Source organism: Aliisedimentitalea sp. MJ-SS2 (assembly GCF_032586155.1).
GTDB lineage: Bacteria > Pseudomonadota > Alphaproteobacteria > Rhodobacterales > Rhodobacteraceae > JAWHTC01.
In genome coordinates this window covers 962918-988280 of record NZ_JAWHTC010000002.1, presented here as the reverse complement: position 1 = coordinate 988280, position 25363 = coordinate 962918, and the positions used below count along the sequence as shown (strand labels likewise).

The 25363-nt window shown below is 58.1% G+C and carries 24 protein-coding genes; 16 read left to right on the top strand and 8 right to left on the bottom strand.

Annotated features, from left to right (window positions below):
- Positions 1 to 30 precede the first annotated feature (30 nt).
- Positions 31 to 1056, top strand: a complete 1026-nt coding sequence (queG, locus tag RXV86_RS11390) for a tRNA epoxyqueuosine(34) reductase QueG (protein ID WP_316299694.1) — start codon at positions 31 to 33, stop codon at positions 1054 to 1056.
- A complete protein-coding gene (locus RXV86_RS11385; RefSeq protein WP_316299693.1) occupies positions 1053 to 3059 on the top strand; it encodes a hydantoinase/oxoprolinase family protein in 2007 nt (668 codons plus the stop codon). Before queG ends, RXV86_RS11385 begins: the two co-directional genes overlap by 4 nt.
- 1 nt (position 3060) lies before the next feature.
- On the opposite strand, the gene RXV86_RS11380 is transcribed toward RXV86_RS11385, so the two are convergent.
- A complete protein-coding gene (locus RXV86_RS11380; RefSeq protein WP_316299691.1) occupies positions 3061 to 3624 on the bottom strand; it encodes a nucleotide exchange factor GrpE in 564 nt (187 codons plus the stop codon).
- 10 nt (positions 3625 to 3634) lie between these two features.
- Positions 3635 to 4699 (bottom strand): heat-inducible transcriptional repressor HrcA, encoded by a 1065-nt coding sequence (gene hrcA / locus RXV86_RS11375; RefSeq protein WP_316299689.1) that lies wholly within the window; start codon positions 4697 to 4699, stop codon positions 3635 to 3637.
- A 120-nt stretch (positions 4700 to 4819) separates the two neighbouring features.
- Between hrcA and rph the strand changes: the two genes are divergently transcribed.
- The 4 genes from rph to RXV86_RS11355 are packed head-to-tail and all read left to right on the top strand — an operon-like array spanning position 4820 to position 7643.
- A complete protein-coding gene (gene rph, locus RXV86_RS11370) occupies positions 4820 to 5536 on the top strand; it encodes a ribonuclease PH (protein WP_316299686.1) in 717 nt (238 codons plus the stop codon).
- On the top strand, positions 5529 to 6137 hold the full coding sequence (rdgB, locus tag RXV86_RS11365; protein WP_316299685.1) for an RdgB/HAM1 family non-canonical purine NTP pyrophosphatase: 609 nt from the start codon (positions 5529 to 5531) through the stop codon (positions 6135 to 6137). The genes rph and rdgB overlap by 8 nt, the downstream gene beginning before the upstream one ends.
- On the top strand, positions 6130 to 7287 hold the full coding sequence (hemW, locus tag RXV86_RS11360) for a radical SAM family heme chaperone HemW (protein WP_316299682.1): 1158 nt from the start codon (positions 6130 to 6132) through the stop codon (positions 7285 to 7287). Before rdgB ends, hemW begins: the two co-directional genes overlap by 8 nt.
- Positions 7288 to 7289: 2 nt before the next feature.
- A complete protein-coding gene (locus tag RXV86_RS11355) occupies positions 7290 to 7643 on the top strand; it encodes a YbaN family protein (protein WP_316299680.1) in 354 nt (117 codons plus the stop codon).
- Here the strand turns inward: RXV86_RS11355 and RXV86_RS11350 are convergent.
- The 6 genes from RXV86_RS11350 to rho are packed head-to-tail and all read right to left on the bottom strand — an operon-like array spanning position 7633 to position 14425.
- Complete coding sequence (locus RXV86_RS11350; RefSeq protein WP_316299677.1) at positions 7633 to 8514, bottom strand: ParB/RepB/Spo0J family partition protein; 882 nt, start codon at positions 8512 to 8514, stop codon at positions 7633 to 7635. The two genes, RXV86_RS11355 and RXV86_RS11350, sit on opposite strands and share 11 nt — an antisense overlap.
- 18 nt (positions 8515 to 8532) lie before the next feature.
- Positions 8533 to 9342, bottom strand: coding sequence for an AAA family ATPase (locus RXV86_RS11345; RefSeq protein ID WP_316299675.1), 810 nt, complete (start codon positions 9340 to 9342; stop codon positions 8533 to 8535).
- Entirely contained in the window at positions 9335 to 9949 is a 615-nt protein-coding gene (gene rsmG, locus RXV86_RS11340; RefSeq protein WP_316299674.1) for a 16S rRNA (guanine(527)-N(7))-methyltransferase RsmG, read from the bottom strand. Before rsmG ends, RXV86_RS11345 begins: the two co-directional genes overlap by 8 nt.
- A complete protein-coding gene (mnmG, locus tag RXV86_RS11335) occupies positions 9946 to 11820 on the bottom strand; it encodes a tRNA uridine-5-carboxymethylaminomethyl(34) synthesis enzyme MnmG (protein ID WP_316299672.1) in 1875 nt (624 codons plus the stop codon). The genes rsmG and mnmG overlap by 4 nt, the downstream gene beginning before the upstream one ends.
- A 16-nt stretch (positions 11821 to 11836) precedes the next feature.
- Entirely contained in the window at positions 11837 to 13123 is a 1287-nt protein-coding gene (gene mnmE, locus RXV86_RS11330) for a tRNA uridine-5-carboxymethylaminomethyl(34) synthesis GTPase MnmE (protein WP_316299670.1), read from the bottom strand.
- 30 nt (positions 13124 to 13153) lie between these two features.
- Complete coding sequence (gene rho, locus RXV86_RS11325) at positions 13154 to 14425, bottom strand: transcription termination factor Rho (RefSeq protein WP_316299666.1); 1272 nt, start codon at positions 14423 to 14425, stop codon at positions 13154 to 13156.
- Between the two features lie 668 nt (positions 14426 to 15093).
- On the opposite strand from rho, the gene RXV86_RS11320 reads away from it, so the two are divergent.
- The 10 genes from RXV86_RS11320 to RXV86_RS11275 all read left to right on the top strand — a co-directional run bounded on the left by RXV86_RS11320 (position 15094) and on the right by RXV86_RS11275 (position 25295).
- Entirely contained in the window at positions 15094 to 17388 is a 2295-nt protein-coding gene (locus RXV86_RS11320; protein ID WP_316299665.1) for a bifunctional salicylyl-CoA 5-hydroxylase/oxidoreductase, read from the top strand.
- Positions 17385 to 17843: a MarR family transcriptional regulator gene (locus RXV86_RS11315; protein ID WP_316299663.1), complete on the top strand. Its 459-nt coding sequence runs from the start codon at positions 17385 to 17387 to the stop codon at positions 17841 to 17843. The genes RXV86_RS11320 and RXV86_RS11315 overlap by 4 nt, the downstream gene beginning before the upstream one ends.
- Positions 17836 to 18639 carry an enoyl-CoA hydratase family protein gene (locus RXV86_RS11310; protein WP_316300252.1) on the top strand — a complete coding sequence of 268 codons (804 nt, stop codon included), beginning with the start codon at positions 17836 to 17838 and terminating at the stop codon, positions 18637 to 18639. The genes RXV86_RS11315 and RXV86_RS11310 overlap by 8 nt, the downstream gene beginning before the upstream one ends.
- A 65-nt stretch (positions 18640 to 18704) precedes the next feature.
- Positions 18705 to 19862 (top strand): acyl-CoA dehydrogenase family protein, encoded by a 1158-nt coding sequence (locus RXV86_RS11305; protein WP_316299660.1) that lies wholly within the window; start codon positions 18705 to 18707, stop codon positions 19860 to 19862.
- A 3-nt stretch (positions 19863 to 19865) separates the two neighbouring features.
- The gene (locus tag RXV86_RS11300) at positions 19866 to 21488 is read left to right on the top strand and encodes an AMP-binding protein (protein WP_316299658.1); all 1623 of its coding nucleotides are present in this window, start codon (positions 19866 to 19868) and stop codon (positions 21486 to 21488) included.
- Positions 21489 to 21524: 36 nt separating this feature from the next.
- Positions 21525 to 22448: a branched-chain amino acid ABC transporter permease gene (locus tag RXV86_RS11295; protein WP_316299656.1), complete on the top strand. Its 924-nt coding sequence runs from the start codon at positions 21525 to 21527 to the stop codon at positions 22446 to 22448.
- Complete coding sequence (locus RXV86_RS11290; RefSeq protein ID WP_316299655.1) at positions 22445 to 23428, top strand: branched-chain amino acid ABC transporter permease; 984 nt, start codon at positions 22445 to 22447, stop codon at positions 23426 to 23428. The genes RXV86_RS11295 and RXV86_RS11290 overlap by 4 nt, the downstream gene beginning before the upstream one ends.
- Positions 23421 to 24176 carry an ABC transporter ATP-binding protein gene (locus tag RXV86_RS11285; protein ID WP_316299653.1) on the top strand — a complete coding sequence of 252 codons (756 nt, stop codon included), beginning with the start codon at positions 23421 to 23423 and terminating at the stop codon, positions 24174 to 24176. The genes RXV86_RS11290 and RXV86_RS11285 overlap by 8 nt, the downstream gene beginning before the upstream one ends.
- The gene (locus tag RXV86_RS11280; protein WP_316299651.1) at positions 24173 to 24862 is read left to right on the top strand and encodes an ABC transporter ATP-binding protein; all 690 of its coding nucleotides are present in this window, start codon (positions 24173 to 24175) and stop codon (positions 24860 to 24862) included. The genes RXV86_RS11285 and RXV86_RS11280 overlap by 4 nt, the downstream gene beginning before the upstream one ends.
- A 31-nt stretch (positions 24863 to 24893) precedes the next feature.
- Entirely contained in the window at positions 24894 to 25295 is a 402-nt protein-coding gene (locus RXV86_RS11275; protein WP_316299649.1) for a RidA family protein, read from the top strand.
- Positions 25296 to 25363 lie beyond the last annotated feature (68 nt).

The window sequence follows — 25363 nt, the reverse complement described above, 5'->3', positions numbered from 1 at the left end:
CCTCCCGGGGTGTTTTCAGTCAGATGAACCATGGATCAGCGTCTTAAAGCGAAACTGATTGAACGGGCTTTGGCCGAAGGGTTTTCGGCCTGTCGGATATGTCGGCCCACGGATGTAGCCCACGTGGCAGATGATCTGGCTGGGTTCCTGAAGCAGGGGCATCACGGAAGCATGGGATGGCTGGCCGAGCGAAGTCATTGGCGGGGGGCACCGAATGTGCTGTGGCCGGAGGCCAAATCAGTGATCATGCTGGCCGAGGAATATGGCGCTGGAGATCAACTGGAAGCGCCAAGTTCCGCTGGTTTAGTCTCTGTTTATGCCCGAAACAAGGATTACCATGACATCGTCAAGAAACGGCTGAAACGATTGGCGCGGTGGTTGATTGCCGAAGCCGGGGGCGAAGTTAAGGTGTTTGTCGATACCGCGCCGGTGCCGGAAAAGCCGCTGGGTCAGGCGTCCGGTCTGGGCTGGCAGGGCAAGCACACCAACCTGGTGAGTCGGGAGTTGGGAAGCTGGTTCTTTCTGGGCTCGATCTTTACCACATTGGATTTGCCAGTGGACGAGGCCGAAGTGGATCATTGCGGATCATGCCGGGCCTGTCTGGATGCCTGTCCGACCGACGCGTTTCCCGCGCCGCACCAAATCGATGCACGGCGGTGCATTTCCTATCTGACGATCGAACACAAAGGGCCAATTGACGAAGAACTTCGCGCAAAGCTGGGCAACCGGATTTATGGCTGTGATGCCTGTTTGGAGGTCTGCCCTTGGAACAAGTTTGCGCGTGAAGCCAAGGAAATCCGCTATCATGCCCGCGACGACCTGGTTGCGCCACCCTTGGCCGAGCTGGCAGCGCTTGATGATGCCGCGTTCCGGACAAAATTCAGCGGCTCGCCGATAAAACGGATCGGGCGGGGAAGATTTGTTAGAAATGTACTTTACGCAATCGGCAATTCCGGGGATCAATCGCTTTTGGAAGTAGCGCGCGAACTGTGCGGCGATGACGAGGAGGTTGTCGCCGACGCTGCGCGCTGGGCGGTGGAAAGGCTACGCGCATGAACCTTGCTTTGGGGGTGGATACCGGCGGCACCTATACGGATGCGGTGCTGATCCGGGATCAGGAGGAAGTGATCGCAAGCGCCAAGGCACTAACCACCCGGTATGACCTGGCCGAAGGGATCGGCAATGCTGTGGCCGAGGTTATCCAAGCGTCGGGAGTCGCCCCGAAAGATGTGGGCATGGCGGCGTTATCGACGACGCTGGCAACCAATGCTTTGGTTGAGGGACAAGGCGGCCGCGTGGCGCTGGTCTATATCGGGTTTGGTGAGCGGGATTTCGACAAACACGGGTTGGCGAATGCGCTTCAGGGCGATCCGGTTCTGCATTTACAGGGCGGGCATGATCATGCGGGGCAGGAGGCGAAACCGCTGGATATTGATGCGCTTTCAGCCTGGTTAGAGACTGTTTTAGATGTTTCCGGCTTTGCGGTGGCGGCACAATTCGCGACCCGCAATCCAGCGCATGAAAACACCGTGGCGGAGATGATCCGGGATAAGACCGGGCGGCCTGTTTCCTGTTCACATCACTTGTCGGCCAAGCTGAACGGACCAAAACGTGCCCTGACAGCTCTGCTTAATGCGCGTTTGATCGGGATGATCGACGGGTTGATCCGGAGGGCCGGGGACAAGCTGCATGATCTGGGGATTCCGGCACCGCTGATGGTGGTTCGCGGCGACGGCGCGCTGATCGGGGCGGATTTTGCCCGGGAACGGCCCATCGAAACCATTCTGAGCGGACCGGCAGCGTCGATTGTCGGAGCCGGATGGCTGACCGGGGTTCAGGATGCCTTGGTGTCCGACATTGGCGGGACGACCACTGATGTGGCGTTGTTGCGTGGGGGTAAACCGGCGATAGACCCGGATGGGGCACGGGTTGGGCCTTATCGCACAATGGTCGAAGCGGTAGCAATGCGCACCACGGGCTTGGGCGGGGACAGCGAGGTGCATGTTGTGTCCGAGGGGCTTGATGGTGGCGTTTTCCTGGGGCCGAAACGACTGGTGCCGGTGAGTCTGTTGGCGGAAGAGGCGCCAGATGTGGTGATGGCAACACTGGACGAGCAATCGCGACGGACCACGCCCAGTGAGTTGGATGCGCGGTTTGTTCGGCCTGTGTTTGGGGTGGATGCCGGTGGGTTGAGTGCCCGCGACAAGGCCGTGTTCGACCGGGTTGATGGAGTGAAACCGGTTTCCGAGGTTTTGCGGACCCGGATCGAGGTTGGTTCGTTAAAACGGTTGCAAGAACGCGGACTGGTTCAGATTGGCGGGGTGACTCCGTCCGATGCTGCGCATGTTCTTGGGCTGGCGGATGCGTGGGACGCGAAAGGGGCCGAATTGGCACTGGGGCTGATGGCTCGCCGGCGGATCGGGTCTGGGCAGATGCTTGCAGATGGGCCCGAATCGCTGGCACGAATGATCGTGGAGCAGCTGACAAAACAGACAAGTTTGGCTTTGTTAGAGTCTGCTTTCGCGGAAGAGGATGACGGGTTTGATGGCGCAGCGGCGGATCTTGCGCGGCATGAATTGCTGCAACGGGCGCTGTTGGGTCACAAGGGGTTGCTGCGTCTGGATGCGGCGATAAACATCCCTGTTGTAGGATTGGGGGCGTCAGCTCCGGTTTACTATCCGGCGGTCGGTGAGAGCCTGCATTGCGAGATGGTTTTGCCGACGCACGCGGGCGTTGCCAATGCCATCGGTGCCGTGGTTGGTCGGGTGTCAATGCGGCGCAGCGGGACGGTGACCAGCCCGGCGGAAGGGCGATACCGGGTGCATTTGGAAACCGGCCCCGAGGATTTTCCCGAAGCGGAAGCTGCAATGCTGTCACTGGAAAGAGTTTTGACGTCCGAGGCAGAAGAGGCGGCCCGGGCCTCGGGGGCCGGTGACCTGCGGATTCAGTGTTGGCGGGATATTCGCCACAGCCAGGTTGAAGGGCGCGATGTTTTCATCGAGGCCACGATCACCGCCGAGGCGTCGGGCCGGCCACGGATTGCCACCGACCCGGTTTGAATTACGACTTGGGCGTTGAAGACACGCCAACCTGCGCCGGGCGCAACAGGCGGTCGTGCAACATGAAGCCTTCGGCGGAAACCTGAATGATATCGCCAGCCTGAGTGCCCGGGACCGGGGCCTCGAACATGGCTTCGTGCATTTGCGGGTCGAACCGGTCGCCAACCTGGGGCGAGACGATCTGGATCCCGTGCTTGGAAAAGACGTTCAGAAGTTCGCGCATGGTGAGTTCCACGCCTTCGATCAGGCCAGCGGCAACTTCACGTTGTTCCTCGGTGGCGGCTTCCAAGGCGCGTTTCATGTTGTCGTGAACCGGCAGCATGTCGCGGGCGAGGCGCGAACCACCATATTGCTCGGCATCGCGGCGCGCCTTGTCGCCACGCTTGCGTGCATTTTCGGCGTCGGCCAGAGCGCGCATGAACTTGTCTTTCAGCTCGTCCCGTTCGGCGCGCAAAGCATCCAGCTCGGCCTCTTCGAAATCGATCTCGGCCATTTCTTCGGCGAGTTCTTCTGCCTCTGCCGCGGCGATGTCGTCCAGGAATTCGTCTTCTTTGCGCTCTGCCATTTCTTAACCTCTAACTGCGGTCGGAGATCATCCGACCGACAAGCTGTGCCGTGTAGTCCACAATCGGAACGATGCGCCCATAGTTCAGACGCGTGGGTCCGATAACCCCGACCGCACCGATGATCTTTCGATCAGCGTTCATATAAGGGGAAACCACCAAAGAGGAACCCGAAAGTGAGAAAAGTTTGTTCTCGGAGCCGATAAAAATGCGCACACCTTCGCCATCCTCGGCCAGTTCGAGAAATTCGGCGATGTCACGCTTGCGTTCGAGGTCCTCAAAGAGGGTGCGAATGCGTTCCAAACCCTCTTCTTCCTCGCTATCGGAAAGAAGATTCGCCCGACCACGGACGATCAGTCGTTCATGCGGTTCGCCCTGTCCCTCCCAAAGGGCAAGACCGCTTTCGACAAGCTGATGGGCGAGGGTGTCGATTTCCTGACGGCGCGCCTCGATCTGCTGGCGGATGACGGTGTTGAATTCGGAAAGGGTGCGGCCCTCGATCAGGGCGTTGAGGAAATTCGCCGCTTCGCGCATCGAGCTGGGGGTTTGACCGGGGGGCGGGGTGAAAATGCGGTTTTCGACATGGCCATCGGCAAAGACCAGCACCACAAGGGCGCGGTCCTGGGCCAATGAAACAAACTCGATATGTTTGATCGGGGCTTCATGTTTCGGGGTCAGGACCAAAGAGGCGCCGTGGGTCACACCGGACAGGGCCGAGCCGATCCGGTCCAGCATGGTGCCGACATCGCCAGTGTTTGAACCAAGTGTCTCTTCGATCTTTTGCTGGTCGTCCTTTTGTAGATCGCCGACCTCAAGCAATCCGTCAACAAACATGCGCAGGCCAGCCTGTGTTGGCACGCGACCAGCCGAGACGTGTGGGCTGTCAAGAAGCCCAAGAAATTCCAGATCCTGCATCACATTACGGATCGTGGCAGCAGAGACTTTTTCACTTAAAGTACGGGTCAGGGTGCGCGAGCCGACCGGATCGCCGGTGTCCAGATATGACTCGACCACGCGGCGGAAAACCTCGCGCGAGCGATCATTGAGGTCTTCGAGAATTTTGCCGGTATCTGTCATGGGCTGCCTGTTCTGCGCGCCGGACATTAAAGAAGCACCAAGCGGAAAGGTCAATCGGGGTTGCATGGCCCTGCGCGGCCCCTGTATGCCCGGTTCAAACGCGCGGTAAAGGAGAATTCGATGCGTCCTTCAGGCAGAGAGCTGAACCAAATGCGGCCGGTTTCGATTGAAACGGGCGTGACGAAACATGCCGAAGGCAGTTGCATGATCAAGATGGGCGATACCCATGTGCTGTGCACGGCAACGATCGAAGATCGCGTGCCGCCGTTTATCAAGGGCTCGGGTCTGGGTTGGGTCACCGCCGAATACGGTATGCTGCCGCGGTCGACGACCTCACGGATGCGGCGCGAGGCGGCTGCCGGTAAACAGGGTGGGCGCACCGTGGAAATTCAACGGCTGATCGGGCGTTCGTTGCGCGCAGGTGTGGATCGCGTGGCGCTGGGCGAGCGGCAGATAACCGTGGATTGCGACGTGATCCAGGCCGATGGCGGGACACGTTGCGCCTCGATAACCGGAGGTTGGGTTGCGCTGCGCCTGGCGGTAAACAAACTGATGAAAGTTGGCGATGTGATTTCCGACCCGCTGCTTGATCCGGTTGGGGCGGTCTCTTGTGGTATCTATGCTGGGCAGCCGGTCCTGGACCTGGATTACCCCGAAGATAGCGAAGCCGGTGTTGACGGGAATTTCGTCATGCTGGGATCCGGTCGTCTGATTGAAGTGCAAATGAGCGCCGAAGGCTCGACATTCTCGCGCCAGCAGATGGACGAGCTGATGGAGCTTGCGGCCAAGGGGGTCGGTGAACTGGCCGAGATGCAGAAAGCGGCAAGCAGTGCGTAAGTTCGACGGCGCTGAGCTGGTGATCGCCAGCCACAACAAAGGCAAGCTGCGCGAAATCGCCGAACTGTTGGCGCCTTTTGGCGTAAAGGTCAGTTCGGCCGGGGATCACGGGTTGGAAGAACCCGAAGAGACCGAGGATACCTTTGCCGGAAATGCCCGGATCAAGGCGCATTTCGCGGCCAAGGCCACGGGGTTGCCGGCGTTGTCGGATGACAGCGGGATCACGGTCGAGGCGCTTGACGGAGCGCCGGGAGTGTACACCGCCGACTGGGCGGAAACACCAAATGGCCGTGATTTTCCGATGGCAATGGAAAAGGTCTGGAATCTGTTGGAAGAAAAGAACGCCCCATCCCCGCGCCATGCTGCGTTCAACTGTACGCTTTGCCTGGCTTGGCCGGATGGGCATGACGAGGTGTTCGAGGGCCGTGTCGACGGCGAGGTTGTCTGGCCGATGCGTGGCGACCAGGGGTTCGGGTTTGATCCGGTCTTCCTTCCCAACGGCGAGATGGAAACGTTTGGCGAAATGGACCCCGAGCGGAAGGCGGCAATGAGCCATCGTTCGGCCGCGTTCGAGAAATTCGTAAAGGGTTGTTTTGGCTGAAGATTGGGAACAGGGTGGCTTCGGCATTTACGTGCATTGGCCGTTTTGTGCCTCGAAATGCCCCTATTGCGATTTCAACAGCCATGTAGCAGCCGAAATTGACGAATCCCGGTGGGTTAGAGCCTATTTGTCCGAAATTGACCGCTATGCGGACGAGGTGTCCGGCCGTGTTGTGAACTCGGTATTTTTCGGCGGCGGCACACCAAGTTTGATGGCGCCTGAAACGGTGAGTGCCATCCTGGAGCGGATACACGAACGCTGGCCGCAGGCAAATAATGTTGAAGTGACGCTTGAGGCCAATCCGACTTCGGTCGAGGCAGGGCGGTTCCGTGGATATGGACAGGCCGGGGTCAATCGGCTGTCTATGGGGATTCAGGCTCTGAACAACCATGATTTGCGGGCTTTGGGACGATTACATACGGTCGAGGAAGGGTTGGCGGCGTTTGAAACAGCGCGGCAGTTCTTTGATCGGGTAAGTTTTGATCTGATCTACGCCCGCCAGGATCAATCTTTAAAGGAATGGCAGGCAGAACTGCGACGCGCGTTGGATTTGGCCGTGGATCACCTTTCACTGTACCAGCTGACCATTGAACCGGGCACGGCCTTTGGTGATCGGTATGATGCGGGCAAGCTGCGCGGATTGCCGGAAGACGACCTGGCCGGTGACATGTACGAGGCCACGCAGGAGATCTGTGACACGGCCGGCTTGGAGGCCTATGAAGTCTCTAATCATGCCAAAACCGGCTCGGAATCGCGTCACAACCTGATTTATTGGCGTTATGGCGATTATATCGGGATCGGGCCGGGGGCACATGGGCGGCTGACTGTAGGCGGACAGAAGTTTGCCACCGAAACCGCATTGTCCCCGAATGAGTGGTTGAACGCGGCAGACGCCGGAAATGGCGAGGCTTTGCGGCGCGCACTGTCCGGGGCGGAGCAGGCGGAAGAATACTTGATGATGGGCCTGAGAATAACTCAAGGTATTGATTTAAAACGATTTTCCATCTCGTCGGGGCGTGTTCTGGATGCTGAAAAACTATCGCATCTGGCCGAGATTGGGATGGTAGACATCACGCCAAACAATCTGCGCGTGACACCCTCGGGACGGATGGTATTGAATGCGGTGATCAAAGAGCTGTTCGCGGATTGACCATGCGATATGTCTGGGCCTTGTTGGGATTGATCTGTGTGGGCCTTGGCCTGGTCGGGATCATTTTGCCGATTTTGCCGACCGTGCCCTTCATGCTGTTGGCCGCGTTCTTTTTTGCGCGATCGTCCGAGCGGCTGCACAATTGGCTGATCACTCACCCAACCTTTGGTCCGCCCATTGTTGATTGGCAGACACGCGGAGCGATCAATCCAAGAGTTAAACGCATTTCGACCATCTCGATTGCGGTGGTCTTTGGGATATCACTGGCGCTGGGCCTGAAGCCTTGGCTTCTGGCACTTCAGGCTGGAATCCTGTCGCTGGTGCTGATCTTTATCTGGTCGCGACCTAACTATTAGTCAGCAGGCGGCAAAGATCATCCAGTTGGTCCAATGACTTGTAGCTGATCGTCACTTGGCCGGATTCGCCGCCAGACCCATGGTTGATCGACACCTTCATCCCCAGATTGGCGGACAGGTCTCCTTCAAGCGCAACGGTATCGGCATCTTTCTCGGTTGGAACACTGGCTTTCGCTTTGACCTTCGTTTTGGCGCCTTGTTTGGCCAACCGTTCAGCCTCACGCACGGACAGGCCCTTTTGAACGACCATGCGGGCCAATGCAGACGGATCATCCGAGGTGATCAGGGCGCGGGCGTGACCAGCTGAAAGCTTATCAGCCTCGAGTAGGTCCAGCACATCCTGCGGAAGGGTCAGTAGGCGCATTTGATTGGCGATATGTGAGCGGCTTTTGCCGAGGGCCTTGGCCAATTGTTCCTGGGTGTGACCGAACTTGTCGATCAACTGGCGGTATCCGGCGGCTTCCTCCACTGCGTTCAGGTCGGCGCGTTGGATGTTCTCGATGATCGCAACTTCGAGGACCTCGGTATCATCAAACTCACGGATCAAAACCGGGACTTCGTGCAGCTGAGCCAACTGTGCGGCGCGCCAGCGTCGTTCACCGGCAACGATTTGATAATACCCATCTTTTGTCGGATCAGGGCGCACAATAAGGGGTTGGATGATACCCTTTTCGCGGATCGAGGCAGACAGCTCTTCCAACTTGTCATCATTGAAACGGCGGCGTGGCTGATCGGGGTTGGGCTGTACCCGTTCGATCGGCAGGACATGTTCCGCACGGCGCGGGGCCTCAGGGACTGCGGGTTGTTCGGTGTTGACGTCGGCCATAAGCGCGGACAGACCGCGACCCAAACCTCGTTTCCTGTCTGCCATGTTGGTTTCCTTTCGAGGTTATGCGGCCGCGCGTGCGTGGTTGCCAAGGATTTCTGACGCCAGATCACGATAGGCCCGTGCGCCTTTGGATTCGGGCTCGTAGGTCAGGACGGGCATGGCGAAAGATGGGGCCTCGCTGACTCGAACATTGCGCGGGATGATCGTCTTGAATACCAGATCGCCAAGATTGTCACGCGCATCGGCCTCGACTTGTTGGGACAGGCGGTTGCGACCGTCATACATGGTCAGGACGATGCCTTCGATCCGTAGGTCTTGATTGGCGGTCTGGCGAACCTCGCGCACCGTTAGCATGAGTTGCGACAGGCCTTCGAGCGCAAAAAACTCGCTTTGCAGCGGGACCAGGACGGAATGCGATGCAACCATGGCGTTGACAGTCAACAGATTCAGCGACGGCGGGCAGTCGATCAGGATGTAGTCCAGGTCGAACTCGTCCATGGCATGCTGGCGTAGGGCATCATGCAACAGAAAGCTTCTTTTTTCGTTTGAAATCAGCTCGATATCGGCAGAGCTCAGGTCAACAGTGGCGGGCACGATCAGCAGGTTTTCATTGTCGGTCTTGTGGATGACCTGGCTCAACTCGGCTTCGCCCACGATGAGATCATAGGTGGTGTATTCTCGATCTGACGCCTCGATCCCAAGGCCGGTCGACGCGTTGCCTTGAGGATCAAGATCAATCACCAGAACTCGCGCGCCCTGCTCGGCGAGGGCAGCACCAAGGTTGATCGTGGTTGTGGTCTTGCCAACGCCGCCCTTCTGGTTGGCCACGGCGATTATTTTGGGGCCGGGGGGCCGGGTGGGGTCAGACACGGGCAATTCCTTTGATTTTCAGGATAACGGCTTCGGAATCGGTTTGGCTTGGGATCGCTTCGAAAGAGAAATGCCATGCTTTTTGCGCGGTTTGAAGCTCGGATTTCCAATTTCGACCTTTTGGGAATAGGCAGGTGCCACCATCGGCAAGGTGTAGGTGGGCAAATTCCAACAGCGTTGAGAGTTCCGCCAAAGCCCTTGCGGACAGAACATCTGCCCTCAAGGGCGGTACTTTTTTTATCCGTTGGGCAATGACTTGGGCTGAAACAGAGGTTTCGCGCAACACGGTGCGCAGGAAGGCTGCTTTGCGCTGATCGCTTTCGACAAGCGTGGTTTTTGCCGGGTTTCCTGCCTCGGCCGCTGCGATTGCGACAATCAGTCCGGGGAACCCGCCACCGCTGCCCAAATCCGCCCAATGTGGCACGGCGGCGTCCAAAAGGCGAAATACCTGCAGGGAATCAAGAAAATGTCGCTGCCAAAGATCTAACAGCGTGGACTTTGCCACAAGATTGATGCGCGGATTCCACTTTTCCAGAAGGTCCGCGTAAATTCGCAATCGGTCGAATGTTTCACGTGAAACATCCAGAGAGTCCGGCGTCGGGATCATGCAGCGCCAACCTTTTTTCCACGGCGCAACACAGCGAGCAACAAAGCAAGAGCGGCAGGTGTCATACCGTCGATCCGTCCGGCCTGGGCCAAATTGGCGGGCCGCGCTTGTGTCAGCTTCGTTTTCAACTCGTTGGAAAGGCTTTCGATTGCAGAATAGTCAAAATCCAACGGGATCAGATGTCCTTCGTCGCGTTTTAGCGCTTCAACGTCGCGTTTTTGCCGTTCGATGTAGTTGGCATAAAGCGCATCAGTTTCCAGCTGGGTGCGGATCTCTGGCGCGACCTCTTTGAGATTTTCATCCAAAGGCAGCAGGTCTTCGAAACCAATGTCCGGAAAGGCCAAAAGCTGTAACCCATCGCGGCGAGAGCCATCCTGGTTCATCTTGAACCCCCGCACATTAAGCTGTGTCGGGGTCCAGCTTTGGGATTTCAAAAGTGTACGGCCAAACTCCAAGGCTTCATGCTTGGCCTGAAACGCGGTTTTGCGCGCTTTGGATGCGCAGCCAAGGTCAATTGCCAGAGGCGTAAGTCGCTGATCAGCGTTGTCCGCGCGTAGGGACAGGCGGAACTCAGCGCGGGAGGTGAACATGCGATAGGGTTCGGAAACGCCGCGGGTGATCAGGTCGTCAACCATTACTCCGATATAGCTTTCTGCACGGGAAAACAGTACAGGATCGCGGTTCAGAACTTTCAGAGCGGCATTCAGACCAGCAACCATCCCTTGGGCTGCGGCTTCTTCGTAGCCGGTGGTGCCGTTGATTTGCCCCGCGAGGTAGAGGCCCGGGACTTCTTTGAGCGCAAGAGTGGCGGTTAAAGAACGCGGATCGATGTAGTCATATTCGATGGCGTATCCCGGCTGCAGGATGACCGCTTCCTCCAAACCACGGATGGAATGAACGTAGTCGTGCTGTACGTCCTCGGGCAGAGACGTTGAAATTCCGTTAGGATAAACCGTGTGATCGTCGGCGCCCTCCGGCTCGAGAAAGACTTGGTGGGAAGTCTTGTCGGCAAACCTGACTATCTTGTCCTCGATCGACGGGCAGTAGCGAGGGCCAATTCCGTCGATATGACCGCCATACATGGCCGAGCGGGACAGGTTGTTTTGAATGATCTCGTGGGTTTTTTCGTTGGTATGGGTAATACCACAAACCACCTGGGGCGCTGTGGGCCTGTTGTTCAGGAAGGAAAACATCGTCGGTACGTCATCGCCGGGTTGTTTTTCAAGGATATCCCAGTTGATCGTGCGCCCATCCAACCGGGGCGGGGTGCCGGTTTTCAGTCGGCCAAGGGGCAAGCCGAAGCCGTCCATCCGTTCGGCCAGTTTGATTGACGGCTTATCGCCCATGCGCCCGCCAGCGTGAGATTTGTCACCGATATGGATGACACCCCTCAGAAAAGTACCAGTGGTCAGGATGACAGATTGGGCTCGCAGGTCGGTGCCGTCGGCGAGGAGAACACCGGACACGCGGTCACCGGTCATCAAAAAATCGATCGTTTCGCCTTCGATGATTGAGAGGTTCGGCTGCGCCACGGTCTCACGCAGCATCTCGCGGCGATAAATGGCGCGGTCAGCCTGGGCGCGGGGGCCTTGAACAGCGGGGCCCTTGCGACGATTGAGAAGCCGGAACTGGATCCCGGCGAGATCCGCGACACGGCCCATAACACCGTCCATGGCGTCGATTTCGCGGACGAGGTGGCCTTTTCCAAGGCCTCCAATGGCCGGATTGCAGGACATGACACCAATATCATCGCGCCGCAAAGTGACCAGGGCGGTGCGCACGCCCATGCGGGCACTGGCATGAGCAGCCTCGGTTCCGGCGTGACCGCCGCCGACAACGATGACATCGAAATCATGTTTCACGTGAAACATTCCTCATTGTAAGACCTCACTTGCCGATGCAGAAGCTGGAGAAGATTTCATCCAGAATGCTTTCAACATCCACACGGCCAACGAGCGCGTCAAGTGCGCGCACGGCACTGCGGAGTTCTTCGGCTGCTAGGTCACTGTGATCGTGGCCGAGGGTTAGTAGCTGATCCGCCTGTTGCAGACTTTCAACGGCGCGTTCCATCGACATCTTGTGTCTCAATCGGGTGGCAACCCCAATATCTGCCACTTTATGGCACAAAACACTCGAAACCTGTTCAATCAGGTCCGATACGCCCAGACCGGTTGCGCCAGAGATGGCACCAGTCTTGTCCGATAGAAGATCACCCTTGGCCCGCAAAACAATATCGCCGTCATGGGGTTCTATATCAGGCGCCTGGCCGTCCTCGACAAGGAAAACGCGCAGGTCAGCCGCCAGGGCGCGTTCCCGGGCACGTGCGATGCCAATCTGTTCGACGTGGTCCTGAGTTTCACGCAAACCAGCGGTATCAAGAAGGGTGACCGGGACGCCTGCAAGGTCCATGCGGACTTCAATCACGTCCCGGGTGGTCCCAGCGTATTCAGAGGTGATGGCGGCCTCGCGCCCGGCAAGCGCATTCAACAGGGTGGACTTGCCAACATTGGGAGCCCCGATGATCGCGACCTCGAAGCCGGTGCGAACACGTTCTGCGACTGAAACGCCGGCGATTTCACTGTTCAGGCTATCGCGGGTGCGGGACAGAAGGTCACGGACCTCGGGCGAAACGTCGACAGGAACTTCTTCGTCGGCGAAATCAATGGTGGCTTCGATCAGGGCCGCGGCACGGATAAGATCACCACGCCAGAGCTCGGCCCGGTTGCCCAGATCGCCGGAGAGGACGCGCAGGGCCTGACGGCGCTGCGCCTCGGTCTCGGCATCGATCAGATCAGCAAGACCTTCGACCTGAGCCAGATCCAAACGTCCGTTTTCGAGAGCCCGGCGAGTGAATTCACCGGGTTCGGCATGGCGCAGACCGTCAATGTGACCAAGCACATCAAGGACAGCAGCCGCCACAGCCGTCGAGCCATGGAGTTGCAGCTCGACCACTCTTTCGCCCGTGAAGCTTGCCTTATCCTCGAAAGCCAGAACCAGAGCTTCATCAAGACGCGTGCCGGATGGGTCCTTGAGCAGACGTAAACCGGCCTGCCGAGGCGCTGGCAGCGCGCCACAGAGCGACTCGGCTGCGTCCCACGCCCCTGGACCGGAAACACGGACAACCGCCACGCCAGCCTTTCCCTGCGCGCTGGCCAGAGCAAAAATCGTATCCATCTGTAGACCCCATCGATTTAGGAACAGGCGTTACCTGTTCATCGAATCGAAGAACTCGGAATTTGTTTTGGTCGCCTTCAGCTTGCCGAGCAGGAACTCGATTGCATCGGTGGTGCCCATCGGGTTGAGAATCCGACGCAGGATAAAGGTTTTCGGCAAATCTTTCGGGTCGACCAACAAGTCCTCTTTCCGGGTACCGGATTTGAGGATGTCCATCGCCGGGAAGACGCGTTTGTCGGCAACCTTGCGATCGAGCACGATCTCGCTGTTACCGGTACCCTTGAATTCTTCAAAGATGACCTCGTCCATTCGGCTACCGGTGTCGATCAGCGCGGTGGCGATGATGGTGAGCGAGCCGCCTTCCTCGATGTTCCGCGCGGCACCAAAGAAACGCTTGGGGCGTTGCAGGGCGTTGGCATCCACACCACCGGTCAGAACCTTGCCCGAGCTGGGCACGGTGGTGTTGAAGGCACGACCAAGACGGGTGATCGAATCCAAGAGGATCACAACATCGCGCTTATGTTCGACAAGACGCTTGGCCTTTTCAATGACCATTTCCGATACGGCAACGTGGCGCGACGCGGGTTCGTCAAAGGTCGAGGAAATGACCTCGCCCTTCACAGACCGCTGCATGTCCGTCACTTCTTCCGGGCGCTCGTCAATCAGCAGCACGATCAGATAGCATTCGGGGTGGTTGGCCTCGATGCTGTGGGCGATGTTTTGCAGGATCACGGTTTTACCGGTCCGCGGCGGGGCGACGATCAGCGAACGCTGGCCCTTACCGATGGGCGCCACCAGGTCGATAACACGGGCGGATTTATCCTTGATGGTCGGATCTTCGATCTCCATCTGCAGACGCTCGTCGGGATAAAGCGGCGTGAGGTTGTCGAAGGCAATCTTGTGACGGGCCTTTTCGGGCTCTTCAAAATTGATCTGGCTGACATCGGTCAGAGCAAAGTACCGCTCGTTTTCAAGAGGCTGCACCAACTTGCCATCAATCGTGTCACCGGTCCGAAGCGAGAATTTGCGGATCATCTCAGGTGAGACGTAGATGTCATCGGGGCCCGGCAGATAGTTGGCTTCGGGCGAACGCAGAAAACCGAACCCGTCTTGCAGAACTTCAAGAACCCCGTCACCATAGATTTCCCAACCTTCCTCGGCGCGCTCCTTGAGGATCGAGAACATGATCTCGCCCTTACGCATGGTCGAGGCGTTTTCGATCTCGAGTTCTTCGGCAAGAGTGACAAGATCCTTGGGGCTCGTGGCCTTGAGCTCGGCAAGAGTAATACGTTCGATGGTCATGGATATATCCTTGATCGGCCGCAGGGGCGGCACGCGATCTGTTTTGAAGGTGGAGAACCTGGGATGCCCGGACGGGCAAGGTTGAGAGGCTAAATAGGTTGGAAGGGCGTTCGAGTCAACTCATTGCATATTGATAGCGTTCCCATGGGCGGGACCTTTGAAGGTCTCAATAAATAATAAAAGAAAAAGAAAAAGGATGATGATTTTGTAGGGAACCCGGATTCTGTGGATTATCGAGATGTCCGCAAGTTGCCCACAGGACCGTGCGGGCTAGGGATAATCAACGGGAGGAATCGGCGCGAAAACTTTGGAGGTAAAATAAATGTTATATTTTCAAGGGTTTGAGTGTCTGCATATTTGAGTGAAGCATGTGGATGAAATACCGGATAAGATGGTGGTTCTCTGTAATCGTCCCGGTAGCCGAGTTATACATGTCCACCTTGGAGTAAGCGGGAATAGATCGGGCGAAACCCGTGAGTTGCCCCCATGGCAAGCCCCGGCAGGAACATGCCACCGAGTCGTGCCCGCCGCCATCCAACGACTAACCCCCGAAGTTTTCCACAGACGGGTTAGTTCAAGTTTAAAACTTCAAGCTTGAAATAAAATTTGAGCCCCGCTAGCCTTCTGCAAAATCCGGAGCGTGAAATCCGGCAAGGGAGGATGTTGTCATGAAGATCGTTTGCCTGGGTGGAGGGCCGGCGGGGCTCTATTTCGCGATCAGCATGAAATTGCGTGATCCCAATCACCAGGTAACGGTGATCGAACGCAACAAGAGCAACGATACTTTCGGTTGGGGTGTGGTGCTTTCGGACGATGCGCTGGAGCGGATGGAAGGCAACGATCCGAAAAGCACGCAGGCGATCCGCGACCACTTCGCCTATTGGGATGACATTGCCGTCGAACATGACGGGGTGCGCACCGTGTCAGGCGGGCATGGGTTTGCCGGGATCGGGCGGATGCAGATGCTGTTGTTGTTACAGGACCGGGCGCGGGAATTGGGGGTCGATTTGCGGTTCGAAACCGAATTCAAAAGCGCCGAGGACTACCGCAAAGACTACGACCTTGTTGTTGCAACGGACGGGATCAACTCGGGCATTCGCGCAGAATACGAAGACATTTTCAAACCGGATATTGATACCCGCAAATGCAAGTTCATCTGGCTGGGCACGCATCAGAAGTTCGACGACGCCTTCACCTTCATCTTCGAAAAAACCGAACACGGTTGGATGTGGGCGCATATCTATCAGTTTGACGACAATACCGCGACATTCATTGTCGAATGCCTGCAGCCGACCTGGGATGCCTGGGGCTTCGAGGACATGACCAAGGAGGAAACGGTTGAAACCTGTCGCAGGGTATTCGCCAAATACCTTGATGGTCACGATTTGATGTCCAACGCCGCACATTTGCGTGGCTCGGCGGTGTGGATGAACTTCCCCCGGGTGATTTGCGAGACTTGGTATCACGAAAATGTCGTGTTGATGGGGGATGCCGCAGCGACTGGGCATTTCTCGATCGGGTCGGGCTCGCGTTTGGCTTTTGACAGTGCAATTGCCTTGGCAGAGTTCCTGCATAGTGAACCAAGCATGGAACAGGCGTTTGAACGCTATCAGGACGAGCGTCGGTTGGAAGTTCTGAGGCTGCAATCGGCCGCGCGCAATTCACTGGAATGGTTTGAAGAGGTGGAGCGGTACCTCGATCAAGACCCGGTGCAGTTCAATTACAACCTGTTGACGCGGTCTCAACGGATCAGTCACGAGAACCTTCGTTTGCGCGACCCCGATTGGGTTGAAAAGGCAGAGCGTTGGTTTCAGACCCAGGCCGGGATATCTGAAGATGCACCGGTGCGGGCGCCGATGTTTGCGCCTTTTCGGTTGGGGCAGATGACATTGAAAAACCGAATCGTCGTGTCGCCGATGGCACAATACAAGGCCGTGGACGGGTGCCCGACCGATTGGCACTTCGTGCACTACGCCGAGCGGGCGAAGGGCGGCGCCGGATTGGTCTATACCGAAATGACATGTGTATCCGAAACCGGGCGGATTACACCGGGATGCCCGGGACTATATAGGCCCGAGCATCAGATGGCCTGGAAACGGCTAACTGATTTTGTCCATCGGGAGACCGATGCTAAAATTTGCTGCCAGATCGGCCATTCGGGGCGGAAAGGATCGACCCAGCTTGGCTGGGAAGAGATGGATGCGCCGCTTAAGGGTGGCAACTGGGAGCTGATCTCGGCAACTGCGATTCCATGGTCGAAAAACAACAAGACCCCCCTAGAAATGACACGTGCGGAGATGGACGACGTGACCGCCCAGTTCGTGGCTTCCGCGGAAATGGCCAGCCGCGCCGGGTTTGACATGATCGAATTGCACGCGGCGCATGGGTATTTGGTATCGTCGTTCATTTCCCCGATGTCGAATGTTCGCAACGACGCGTATGGCGGATCGCTGGAAAACCGAATGCGTTATCCGTTGGAAGTGTTCACTGCGATGCGCGCGGCCTGGCCCAAGGACAAGCCGATGTCGGTGCGGATTAGTGCAAATGATTGGGTTGGCGACACTGGCGTCACACCGCAGGAAGCAGTCGAGATCGCGCGAATGTTTCGTGACGCAGGTGCCGACATTATCGACGTCAGCGCCGGACAGACCAGTACCGACGCTGAACCGCTTTATGGTCGGATGTTTCAAACACCGTTTTCAAACCGGATCCGCAACGAATTGAACATGCCGACCATGGCGGTGGGTAACATCTATGAGACGGACCATGCCAATTCGATCCTTTTGGCAGGTCGGGCCGACTTGGTCTGCCTGGCGCGGCCGCATCTGGCCGACCCCTATTGGACATTGCATGCTGGTGTCGAATTGAACGACCCGCACGTGGACTGGCCCGCGCCCTATCTCACAGGGCGGGATCAGGCCTATCGGTTGCGGGAAAAACAACAGGAGACCATCCGGGTATGAGTGAGAGTGACGCCCTGTCGCGCCGACGCTTGCGTACATGGATCAGGCTGTTGCGTCTGACCAAGGGGGCCGAGAACCACTTACGGGAATACCTGCGGGTCATCCATGGCTCGACCCTCCCGCGGTTCGATGTGATGGCGGCGTTGCATCGTCATAGAGATCCCATGAAAATGAGCGCCTTGAGCCGGGAATTGTTGGTGTCGAATGGCAATGCCACGGCGGTGGTCGAACGTCTGGAAAAGGACGGGTTGGCCGACCGCGCACCGGGAGACGAGGACCGCCGCGTGGTCATGGTGAGGATGACCGACAAAGGGCGTGAAGTTTTCGAGGCCCAGGCCAAGGGGCACGAGGCAGAGGTGAATGCCTATTTCGAAGCGCTGGGGCCGGATGAGTTGAACACGATACGCGACTTGCTGAAACGCATTGAAGGAACCGCAAATGACCAAGATGGCTGATCTGAAACCCGAACATTTCGAGTGGAGTTGCGAAGGTCGCATCACCACCGTACGGCTGAACCGGCCAGAGCGGAAAAACCCCCTGACATTCGAGAGCTATGCCGAGCTGCGCGATACGTTCCGGGCGCTGGTCTATGCCGAAGACGTGGACGTGGTAGTCTTTGCATCGAATGGCGGCAATTTCTGTTCGGGCGGGGATGTGCATGACATCATCGGGCCGCTTGTCGGCATGGACATGAAAGAATTGCTGAACTTCACCCGTATGACCGGTGATCTGGTCAAGGCGATGCTAGGCTGTGGCAAACCGATCATTTCCGCTGTGGATGGTGTGGCCGTTGGGGCGGGCGCGATCATTACCATGGCGTCGGACCTACGGTTGGCGACACCCGAGGCGAAGTGTGCGTTCCTATTCACACGGGTTGGATTGGCCGGTTGTGACATGGGGGCCTGCGCGATGCTGCCCCGGATCATCGGGCAAGGGCGCGCGGCGGAACTCTTGTACACCGGACGGGCGATGAATGCCGTTGAAGGGGAGCGCTGGGGTTATTGGAACGCGTTGCATTCATCTGAAGACCTTGAGGGTGAGGCGATGAAGCTGGCTGGCAAATTGGCGGCGGGGCCGACATTTGCCCACGGGATCACCAAGACGCAGTTGAACCAGGAATGGAACATGGGCTTGGATCAGGCGATCGAAGCTGAAGCGCAGGCGCAGGCGATCTGTATGCAGACCCAGGATTTCGAACGGGCCTATCACGCCTTTGTTGCCAAGGAGCGTCCCATTTTCGAGGGCGATTGAATGGGGCGCTGTCGGAGCCTCCGGCGGGAGTATTTTTGGCAAAATGAAGAACGGGGATGGGTATCATGGCAGATCGTAGTTTTCTGGACTGGCCTTTTTTTGACGATAGCCATCGTGGATTCGCAGGTGAATTGGATGCTTGGGCGGCAGGTGCGTTGGCCGGAATCGACCACCACGACACCGATAATGCCTGTCGCAAGCTGGTGGCGGATCTGGGTGCCGCGGGGTGGTTGAAGACGACAGCCGCAGAGGATGGCGAGACGCTGGATGTGCGTACATTATGCCTGGCGAGAGAAACGCTGGCGCGCAATGATGGGCTGGCGGATTTTGCCTTTGCCATGCAGGGGCTGGGGACAGGGGCTATTTCGCTGTTTGGAACACCCGAGCAGAAGGCGGACTGGTTGCCATTGACCCGCAATGGGCAGGCGATTTCAGCCTTTGCTCTGACCGAACCGCAGTCGGGATCGGATGTGGCGAACTCGACCATGACAGCAGTGCGGGACGGAGACGACTTTGTCTTGAATGGTGAAAAGACCTGGATTTCCAATGGCGGGATTGCGGATGTTTATACGCTGTTTGCACGCACCGGAGAGGCACCAGGGGCGAAAGGGTTGTCAGCCTTTATTCTGCCGGCAGGGTTGCCGGGGTTCGAGGTTGCAGAGAGGTTGGAGACGATTGCGCCGCATCCCTTGGCGACTTTGCGGTTTACTGATTGTCGTATTCCCGCAAGCGCGATGTTGGGTGAGCCGGGACAAGGGTTCCGGATCGCCATGTCGGTGCTAGATGTGTTCCGCTCGACGGTGGCTGCGGCCGCGCTGGGATTTGCGCGCCGCGCGTTGGACGAGGCGTTGGAGCGGACCCGAACACGAGAAGTTCAGGGTGCGCCGCTTTTCGATCTGCAGATGGTGCAGGGACAGGTCGCGGATTCAGCGCTGGATGTCGATGCAAGTGCCTTGCTGGTCTATCGCGCGGCCTGGGCCAAGGACATGGGCGCGCCACGGGTGACACGTGAGGCAGCGATGGCCAAGCTTTTCTCGACCGAGCAGGCACAGAAGGTCATTGACCGGGCGGTCCAGCTGCATGGCGGTGACGGTGTGAAATCCGGTGAGACGGTCGAAAAGCTTTATCGCGAAATCCGTGCCTTGCGGATCTACGAAGGTGCCTCGGACGTTCAGCGCGTGGTGATCGCGCGGACAACGATGGCGGAGCATATGGGAGGGTAATCCATGCTGGGACCGACCGGACATGTGGATACGTTTTCGCGGGATGGGCTGCCCGATCCGGCACAGTGGCCGGAGTTCCGGCTGGAGGGGTTTGATTATCCTGATTACCTGAATGCCGGGGTTGAGATGACCGACGCGATGGTCGGTAAAGGATTAGGCGATCATACGGCGTTGATCGGGAATGGGCGGCGGCGGACTTACAAAGAGTTGTCGGATTGGACGAACCGGCTGGCGCATGCGTTGGTCGATGATCTTGGGGTGAAGCCCGGTAATCGGGTCCTGATCCGTAGCGCCAACAATCCGGCGATGGTGGCGTGCTGGCTGGCGGCGACCAAGGTGGGGGCGGTGGTTGTGAATACCATGCCGATGCTGCGCGCCGGCGAGTTGGCAAAGATCATCGACAAGGCCGAGATTACCCATGCGCTTTGCGACACCCGGCTAATGGACGAGATCACGAGGTGCGCCAAGACCAGCGGATTTCTGAAGACCGTGGTCGGGTTTGATGGAACCCAGAACCACGATGCTGAGCTGGATCGGCTGGCGTTGGAAAAACCGGTGTTATTTGACGCGGTGAAAACGGGGCGCGATGATGTGGCGCTGCTCGGGTTCACATCGGGCACCACAGGGGAACCGAAGGCGACGATGCATTTTCATCGCGATTTGCTGATCGTGGCGGATGGCTATGCCCGTGATGTTTTGCAGGTGACGCCGAAGGACGTGTTTATCGGCTCACCGCCGCTGGCGTTTACCTTCGGTCTGGGCGGGTTGGCGATTTTTCCGCTGCGCTTCGGGGCGGCGGCGACGTTGCTGGAAAACGCCTCGCCGCTCAACATGGTCGAGATGATCGAAAAATACCGGGCGACGGTCTGTTTCACCGCGCCGACCGCGTATCGCGTGATGTTGCGCGCGATGGAAGAAGGCGCGGACCTGAGTTCGCTCAGGGCAGCAGTGTCGGCGGGGGAAACCTTGCCTGCGCCGATTTACCAGGAATGGCAGCAACAGACCGGCAAGCCGCTGTTGGACGGGATTGGAGCGACGGAGCTGTTGCACATCTTCATCTCGAACCGGTTTGACGATCACAAGCCGGGATGCACCGGCCGCGAGGTGTCGGGATATGAGGCCAAGATCGTGGACGAGGACATGAACGCGCTGCCGGATGGCGAGCCAGGATGGCTGGCGGTGCGCGGGCCGACGGGGTGCCGGTATCTGAATGATGAGCGGCAGCTGGGCTATGTTCGAGGCGGTTGGAACATCACTGGTGACACGTTTTGGCGGGATGAGGACGGATTCTTCCATTTTGCCGCGCGCAGTGACGACATGATCATTTCGGCGGGCTACAACATTGCCGGGCCAGAGGTGGAAGCGGCGTTGTTGTCCCATGACGCGGTGGCGGAATGTGCAGTTACAGCGGCGCCTGATCCGGAGCGGGGGAATATTGTCGAGGCGCACGTGGTTCTCAACAAAGGACACGAGAAAACGCAGGCAATGAAAAAGCTGTTGCAGGACCATGTGAAAGCGACCATCGCGCCTTACAAATACCCGCGCTCTGTCAAATTCATCGATGCGTTGCCCAAGACTGCAACGGGGAAAGTACAACGCTTTGTCTTGCGTGAAGGCACACAATAAGGCGAACTGGGCGGAACACATGCGCGAAGGGGAAACATGTCAATAGTTCTGTTACTTGAACAGACGCTGAACGGGCTGCAATTCGGGGTCATGCTGTTTCTGATGGCGGCAGGTCTGACCCTGATCTTTGGGGTGATGGGGCTGATCAACCTCGCGCATGGGTCGCTTTACATGATTGGCGCCTTTGCTGCAGCGGGGACGGCGGCGGCGACGGGATCATTCATGCTGGCCTTGGCAGCTAGCCTGGCGGCGGCGGCCCTTGCCGGGGTGATCGTCGAGGTCCTGATCATCCGGCGGCTTTATGATCGCGACCATCTGGACCAGGTGCTCGCGACCTTTGCGCTGATCCTGATTTTCTCGGAAGGAACGCGCTGGGTATTCGGGTCGTTTCCTCTGTTCCTGGATCGGCCGGCGTGGCTGGCAGGGACTGTGGCGCTGCCGTTCGGGATCGAATACCCACTATATCGGTTGGCGATTATCATTGTCGGGCTGGCAGTTGCAGCGGGGCTGTTCCTGATGATCTCGAAAACCCGGATCGGGATTCAGATCCGGGCAGGCGAAAATGACCGCGAGATGATTGGCGCATTGGGAGTGAATATCTCGCGGCTTTATACGCTGGTCTTTGCTCTGGGGGCAGCCCTCGCCGGGTTTTCCGGCGCGCTAATCGGCGCATTGCAATCGGTGCAGGTTGGCATGGGTGAGCCGGTTTTGATTCTGGCCTTCGTGGTGATCGTGATTGGCGGGATCGGGTCGATCAAGGGAGCGTTTGTTGGTGCGATTCTGGTGGGAATGACTGATAAGCTGGGTGGGTTCCTGCTGCCCAAGATGTTCGGGCTGATCATGGAGCCCGCGGCGGCAACCTCGGTCGGATCGGCGCTGGCGTCGATGTCGATTTATATCCTGATGGCGGGAGTTCTTTTGTTCCGACCGCGCGGATTGTTCGGGGGGGCAGGCGCATGAAACGAGAGACCGTGCTGAACCTGGCCCTTCTGGCGCTGCTTCTTGGATACCCGCTTTGGGCGTGGAGCGTGGATGAGCCGTTTCTGATTACTCTGACCACCCGGGCGGTGATTTTTGCCATTGCCGGGGTGGGGCTGAACTTTGCGCTGGGCTTTGGCGGGCTGGTCAGTTTTGGCCACGCGGCGTTTTTCGGGATCGGTGGCTACGCGATGGGCGTGCTGGCCTTTCATGCGCAAAGCTACAGTCCGATGATGGAGTGGCCGTTCCTGATCGAGGGGACTAAGTCGATGCCGGTGATCTGGCTGGTGGCGATCGTGGTGTCCGGGATCGTCGCTTTGGGCCTTGGGGCGCTGAGCCTGCGCACGACCGGGGTCTATTTCATCATGATCACTCTGGCTTTTGCCCAGATGTTTTACTTTTTCGCCATCAGCTGGCCTGCCTATGGCGGTGAGGATGGGCTGTCGATCTATGTGCGCAATTCGTTTCCGGGACTCAATACGATGGACCCGATCCAGTTCTTCGCGATTTGTTATGTGATCCTGCTGTTGGTTTTGCTGTTCGTGTGGGCGGCGGCGCGGTCGCGGTTCGGATTGATGCTGAACGCCGCGCGTCAGAATGAGGACAGGGTACAGGCGGTTGGGCAGGGGCCTTATCGGCTTTACCTCGTGGCCTTCACGGTTTCCGGAGCCATCACCGGGTTGGCCGGGGCGCTGTTTGCCGATCTGAACCGGTTCGTCAGTCCGACGATGTTTTCCTGGCAAACCTCGGGCGAGATCATGGTCTTCGTGATCCTTGGTGGGGTTGGTCGGGTGTTCGGGCCGGTCGCCGGGGCGATGCTTTTCATTCTGCTGGAACATGTTTTGGGCGGTGTTAGTGACTATTGGCACATCTATTTGGGCGCGATCCTGCTGGGCGTGGTGCTGTTTGCGCGCGGCGGGCTTTACGGGTTGATCGCCGGACGGGAGGTGGCCCATGACTGAGCCGATCCTCGACGTGCGCGGCGTGACCAAGAGTTTTGGTGCACTGGTGGCGAGCAACGATATCAACATTGATCTCAAGCCTGGGGAAATTCACGCTCTGATCGGGCCGAACGGGGCCGGCAAGTCGACCCTGATCGGGCAGATCGCCGGGGGATTGCCGCCCGACGCCGGGAGTGTTCATTTCGATGGTAAAGATGTGACCAGTCTGAGCACCGCCGCGCGGGCGCGGGCCGGGATGGGACGAACGTTTCAGATTTCGTCACTGGCGATGGAATACACCGTGTTGCAGAACGTGGTGCTGGGCGCGCTGGGCCATCGCGGGGATGTGTTCCGGTTTTTCAGGCCCGTAATGAAAGACAAGGACCTGTTGGCGAGGGCCGATCATGCTTTGGAACAGGTCGGGCTGGAAGAATTTCGTGGGTTCCGAACATCTGAGCTTTCCCATGGACAAAGACGGCAGTTGGAAGTGGCGGTTGCATTGACGCTCGAACCCAAGGCATTCCTGATGGATGAGCCGATGGCGGGCCTGGGGGCCGAGGGCACGCATCGGCTAATGGGGTTCCTTGGCGGGTTGAAGGAACAGGCGCCGATCCTGTTGGTGGAACATGACATGGATGCGGTTTTCGCCTTGGCCGATCGGATCAGCGTGCTGGTTTATGGTGAGATCATTGCGACCGGTTCGGTGGACGAGATCAGAGCCAATCCGGACGTGCGGGTCGCCTATCTGGGAGAGGAGGAAGAGGCATGAGCCTTTTGAAGCTGTCCCATGTCTCGGCGTTTTATGGACCAAGCCAAGCGTTGTTTGATGTGCACCTGTCGATCGACGAAGGCCAGGTGATTGCCTTGATGGGGCGCAACGGGATGGGCAAATCGACCACGGTCAAGGTGATCTGCCGGATGCTGAAACACCGCGGCGGGCAGGTCTTGTTCGACGGGCACGACATGGCGCGGGTGCCGTCCTTCAAGGCAGCCAAGGCCGGGATCGGGTTGGTACCCGAGGGGCGGCGGTGCTTTTCCAACCTGACCGTTTGGGAGAACCTCGTTGCTGCGGCACGACCTGGCGAGTGGGATTTTAACGCGGTGGCAAAGCTGTTTCCGCGGTTGAAAGAGCGTCGGGATCAATCGGCGGCCTCTTTGTCTGGCGGCGAACAGCAGATGCTGGCGATTGGCCGGGCTCTGATGACCAACCCGAGGTTGCTCATTCTGGACGAGGCGACCGAGGGGCTGGCCCCGGTGGTACGACAGGAAATCTGGGCCGCGATCCGGCGGCTGAAACAGGAAACCGGAATGGCGATCCTTGTGATCGACAAATCGATCCGCGAATTGGCAAGCGTCGCCGACCATGCCGTGATCCTGGAAAAGGGCGTGTCGGTCTGGACCGGGGGATTCGATGCGCTGACCCCGGACATCACCGATCAATATCTGGGCGTCTGAACAGGCCCGATTGAATGAAGGAACCGAACCAATGACACATGACACGATTCAGCCGGAAGGTTGGGCTCCGGCCAAGGGATATGCAAACGGCGTGTTGGCGCGGGACGGGACGCTCTATGTCGGGGGTCAGATCGGTTGGGATGAGAACCAGGTGTTCCAGACCCATGACTTTATTGGCCAGATGGAGCAGACACTGATCAACATCCTTGCCATTGTGGAAAAGGCTGGAGGTCAGGCCGAGGATATCGTGCGGCTGACCTGGTACGTGACCGACAAGAAAGAGTACCTGGCCCGGCAGGCCGAGATTGGCGCGGTTTACCGCAAGGTTCTGGGGCGGCACTTTCCGGCAATGGCAATGGTGGTAGTGAGGGCGCTGATCGAGGATGAAGCGTTGGTCGAGATCGAGGCAACAGCAGTGATCCGGCAGGGTTAGAGCCTGTATCAGGTGTGGAGGGGCATGATCCTTCGAAAAAATCGGCCGTGGAGAAATCGCGCAGGTCC

Bases quoted from the DNA above. Each gene is read 5' to 3' on its own strand.
- queG (WP_316299694.1), top strand. From the start codon at position 31: ATGGATCAGCGTCTTAAAGCGAAACTGATTGAACGGGCTTTGGCCGAA.
- RXV86_RS11385 (WP_316299693.1), top strand. From the start codon at position 1,053: ATGAACCTTGCTTTGGGGGTGGATACCGGCGGCACCTATACGGATGCG.
- RXV86_RS11380 (WP_316299691.1), bottom strand. From the start codon at position 3,624: ATGGCAGAGCGCAAAGAAGACGAATTCCTGGACGACATCGCCGCGGCA.
- hrcA (WP_316299689.1), bottom strand. From the start codon at position 4,699: ATGACAGATACCGGCAAAATTCTCGAAGACCTCAATGATCGCTCGCGC.
- rph (WP_316299686.1), top strand. From the start codon at position 4,820: ATGCGTCCTTCAGGCAGAGAGCTGAACCAAATGCGGCCGGTTTCGATT.
- RXV86_RS11355 (WP_316299680.1), top strand. From the start codon at position 7,290: ATGCGATATGTCTGGGCCTTGTTGGGATTGATCTGTGTGGGCCTTGGC.
- RXV86_RS11350 (WP_316299677.1), bottom strand. From the start codon at position 8,514: ATGGCAGACAGGAAACGAGGTTTGGGTCGCGGTCTGTCCGCGCTTATG.
- rsmG (WP_316299674.1), bottom strand. From the start codon at position 9,949: ATGATCCCGACGCCGGACTCTCTGGATGTTTCACGTGAAACATTCGAC.
- mnmG (WP_316299672.1), bottom strand. From the start codon at position 11,820: ATGTTTCACGTGAAACATGATTTCGATGTCATCGTTGTCGGCGGCGGT.
- mnmE (WP_316299670.1), bottom strand. From the start codon at position 13,123: ATGGATACGATTTTTGCTCTGGCCAGCGCGCAGGGAAAGGCTGGCGTG.
- rho (WP_316299666.1), bottom strand. From the start codon at position 14,425: ATGACCATCGAACGTATTACTCTTGCCGAGCTCAAGGCCACGAGCCCC.
- RXV86_RS11320 (WP_316299665.1), top strand. From the start codon at position 15,094: ATGAAGATCGTTTGCCTGGGTGGAGGGCCGGCGGGGCTCTATTTCGCG.
- RXV86_RS11315 (WP_316299663.1), top strand. From the start codon at position 17,385: ATGAGTGAGAGTGACGCCCTGTCGCGCCGACGCTTGCGTACATGGATC.
- RXV86_RS11310 (WP_316300252.1), top strand. From the start codon at position 17,836: ATGGCTGATCTGAAACCCGAACATTTCGAGTGGAGTTGCGAAGGTCGC.
- RXV86_RS11305 (WP_316299660.1), top strand. From the start codon at position 18,705: ATGGCAGATCGTAGTTTTCTGGACTGGCCTTTTTTTGACGATAGCCAT.
- RXV86_RS11300 (WP_316299658.1), top strand. From the start codon at position 19,866: ATGCTGGGACCGACCGGACATGTGGATACGTTTTCGCGGGATGGGCTG.
- RXV86_RS11295 (WP_316299656.1), top strand. From the start codon at position 21,525: ATGTCAATAGTTCTGTTACTTGAACAGACGCTGAACGGGCTGCAATTC.
- RXV86_RS11290 (WP_316299655.1), top strand. From the start codon at position 22,445: ATGAAACGAGAGACCGTGCTGAACCTGGCCCTTCTGGCGCTGCTTCTT.
- RXV86_RS11285 (WP_316299653.1), top strand. From the start codon at position 23,421: ATGACTGAGCCGATCCTCGACGTGCGCGGCGTGACCAAGAGTTTTGGT.
- RXV86_RS11280 (WP_316299651.1), top strand. From the start codon at position 24,173: ATGAGCCTTTTGAAGCTGTCCCATGTCTCGGCGTTTTATGGACCAAGC.
- RXV86_RS11275 (WP_316299649.1), top strand. From the start codon at position 24,894: ATGACACATGACACGATTCAGCCGGAAGGTTGGGCTCCGGCCAAGGGA.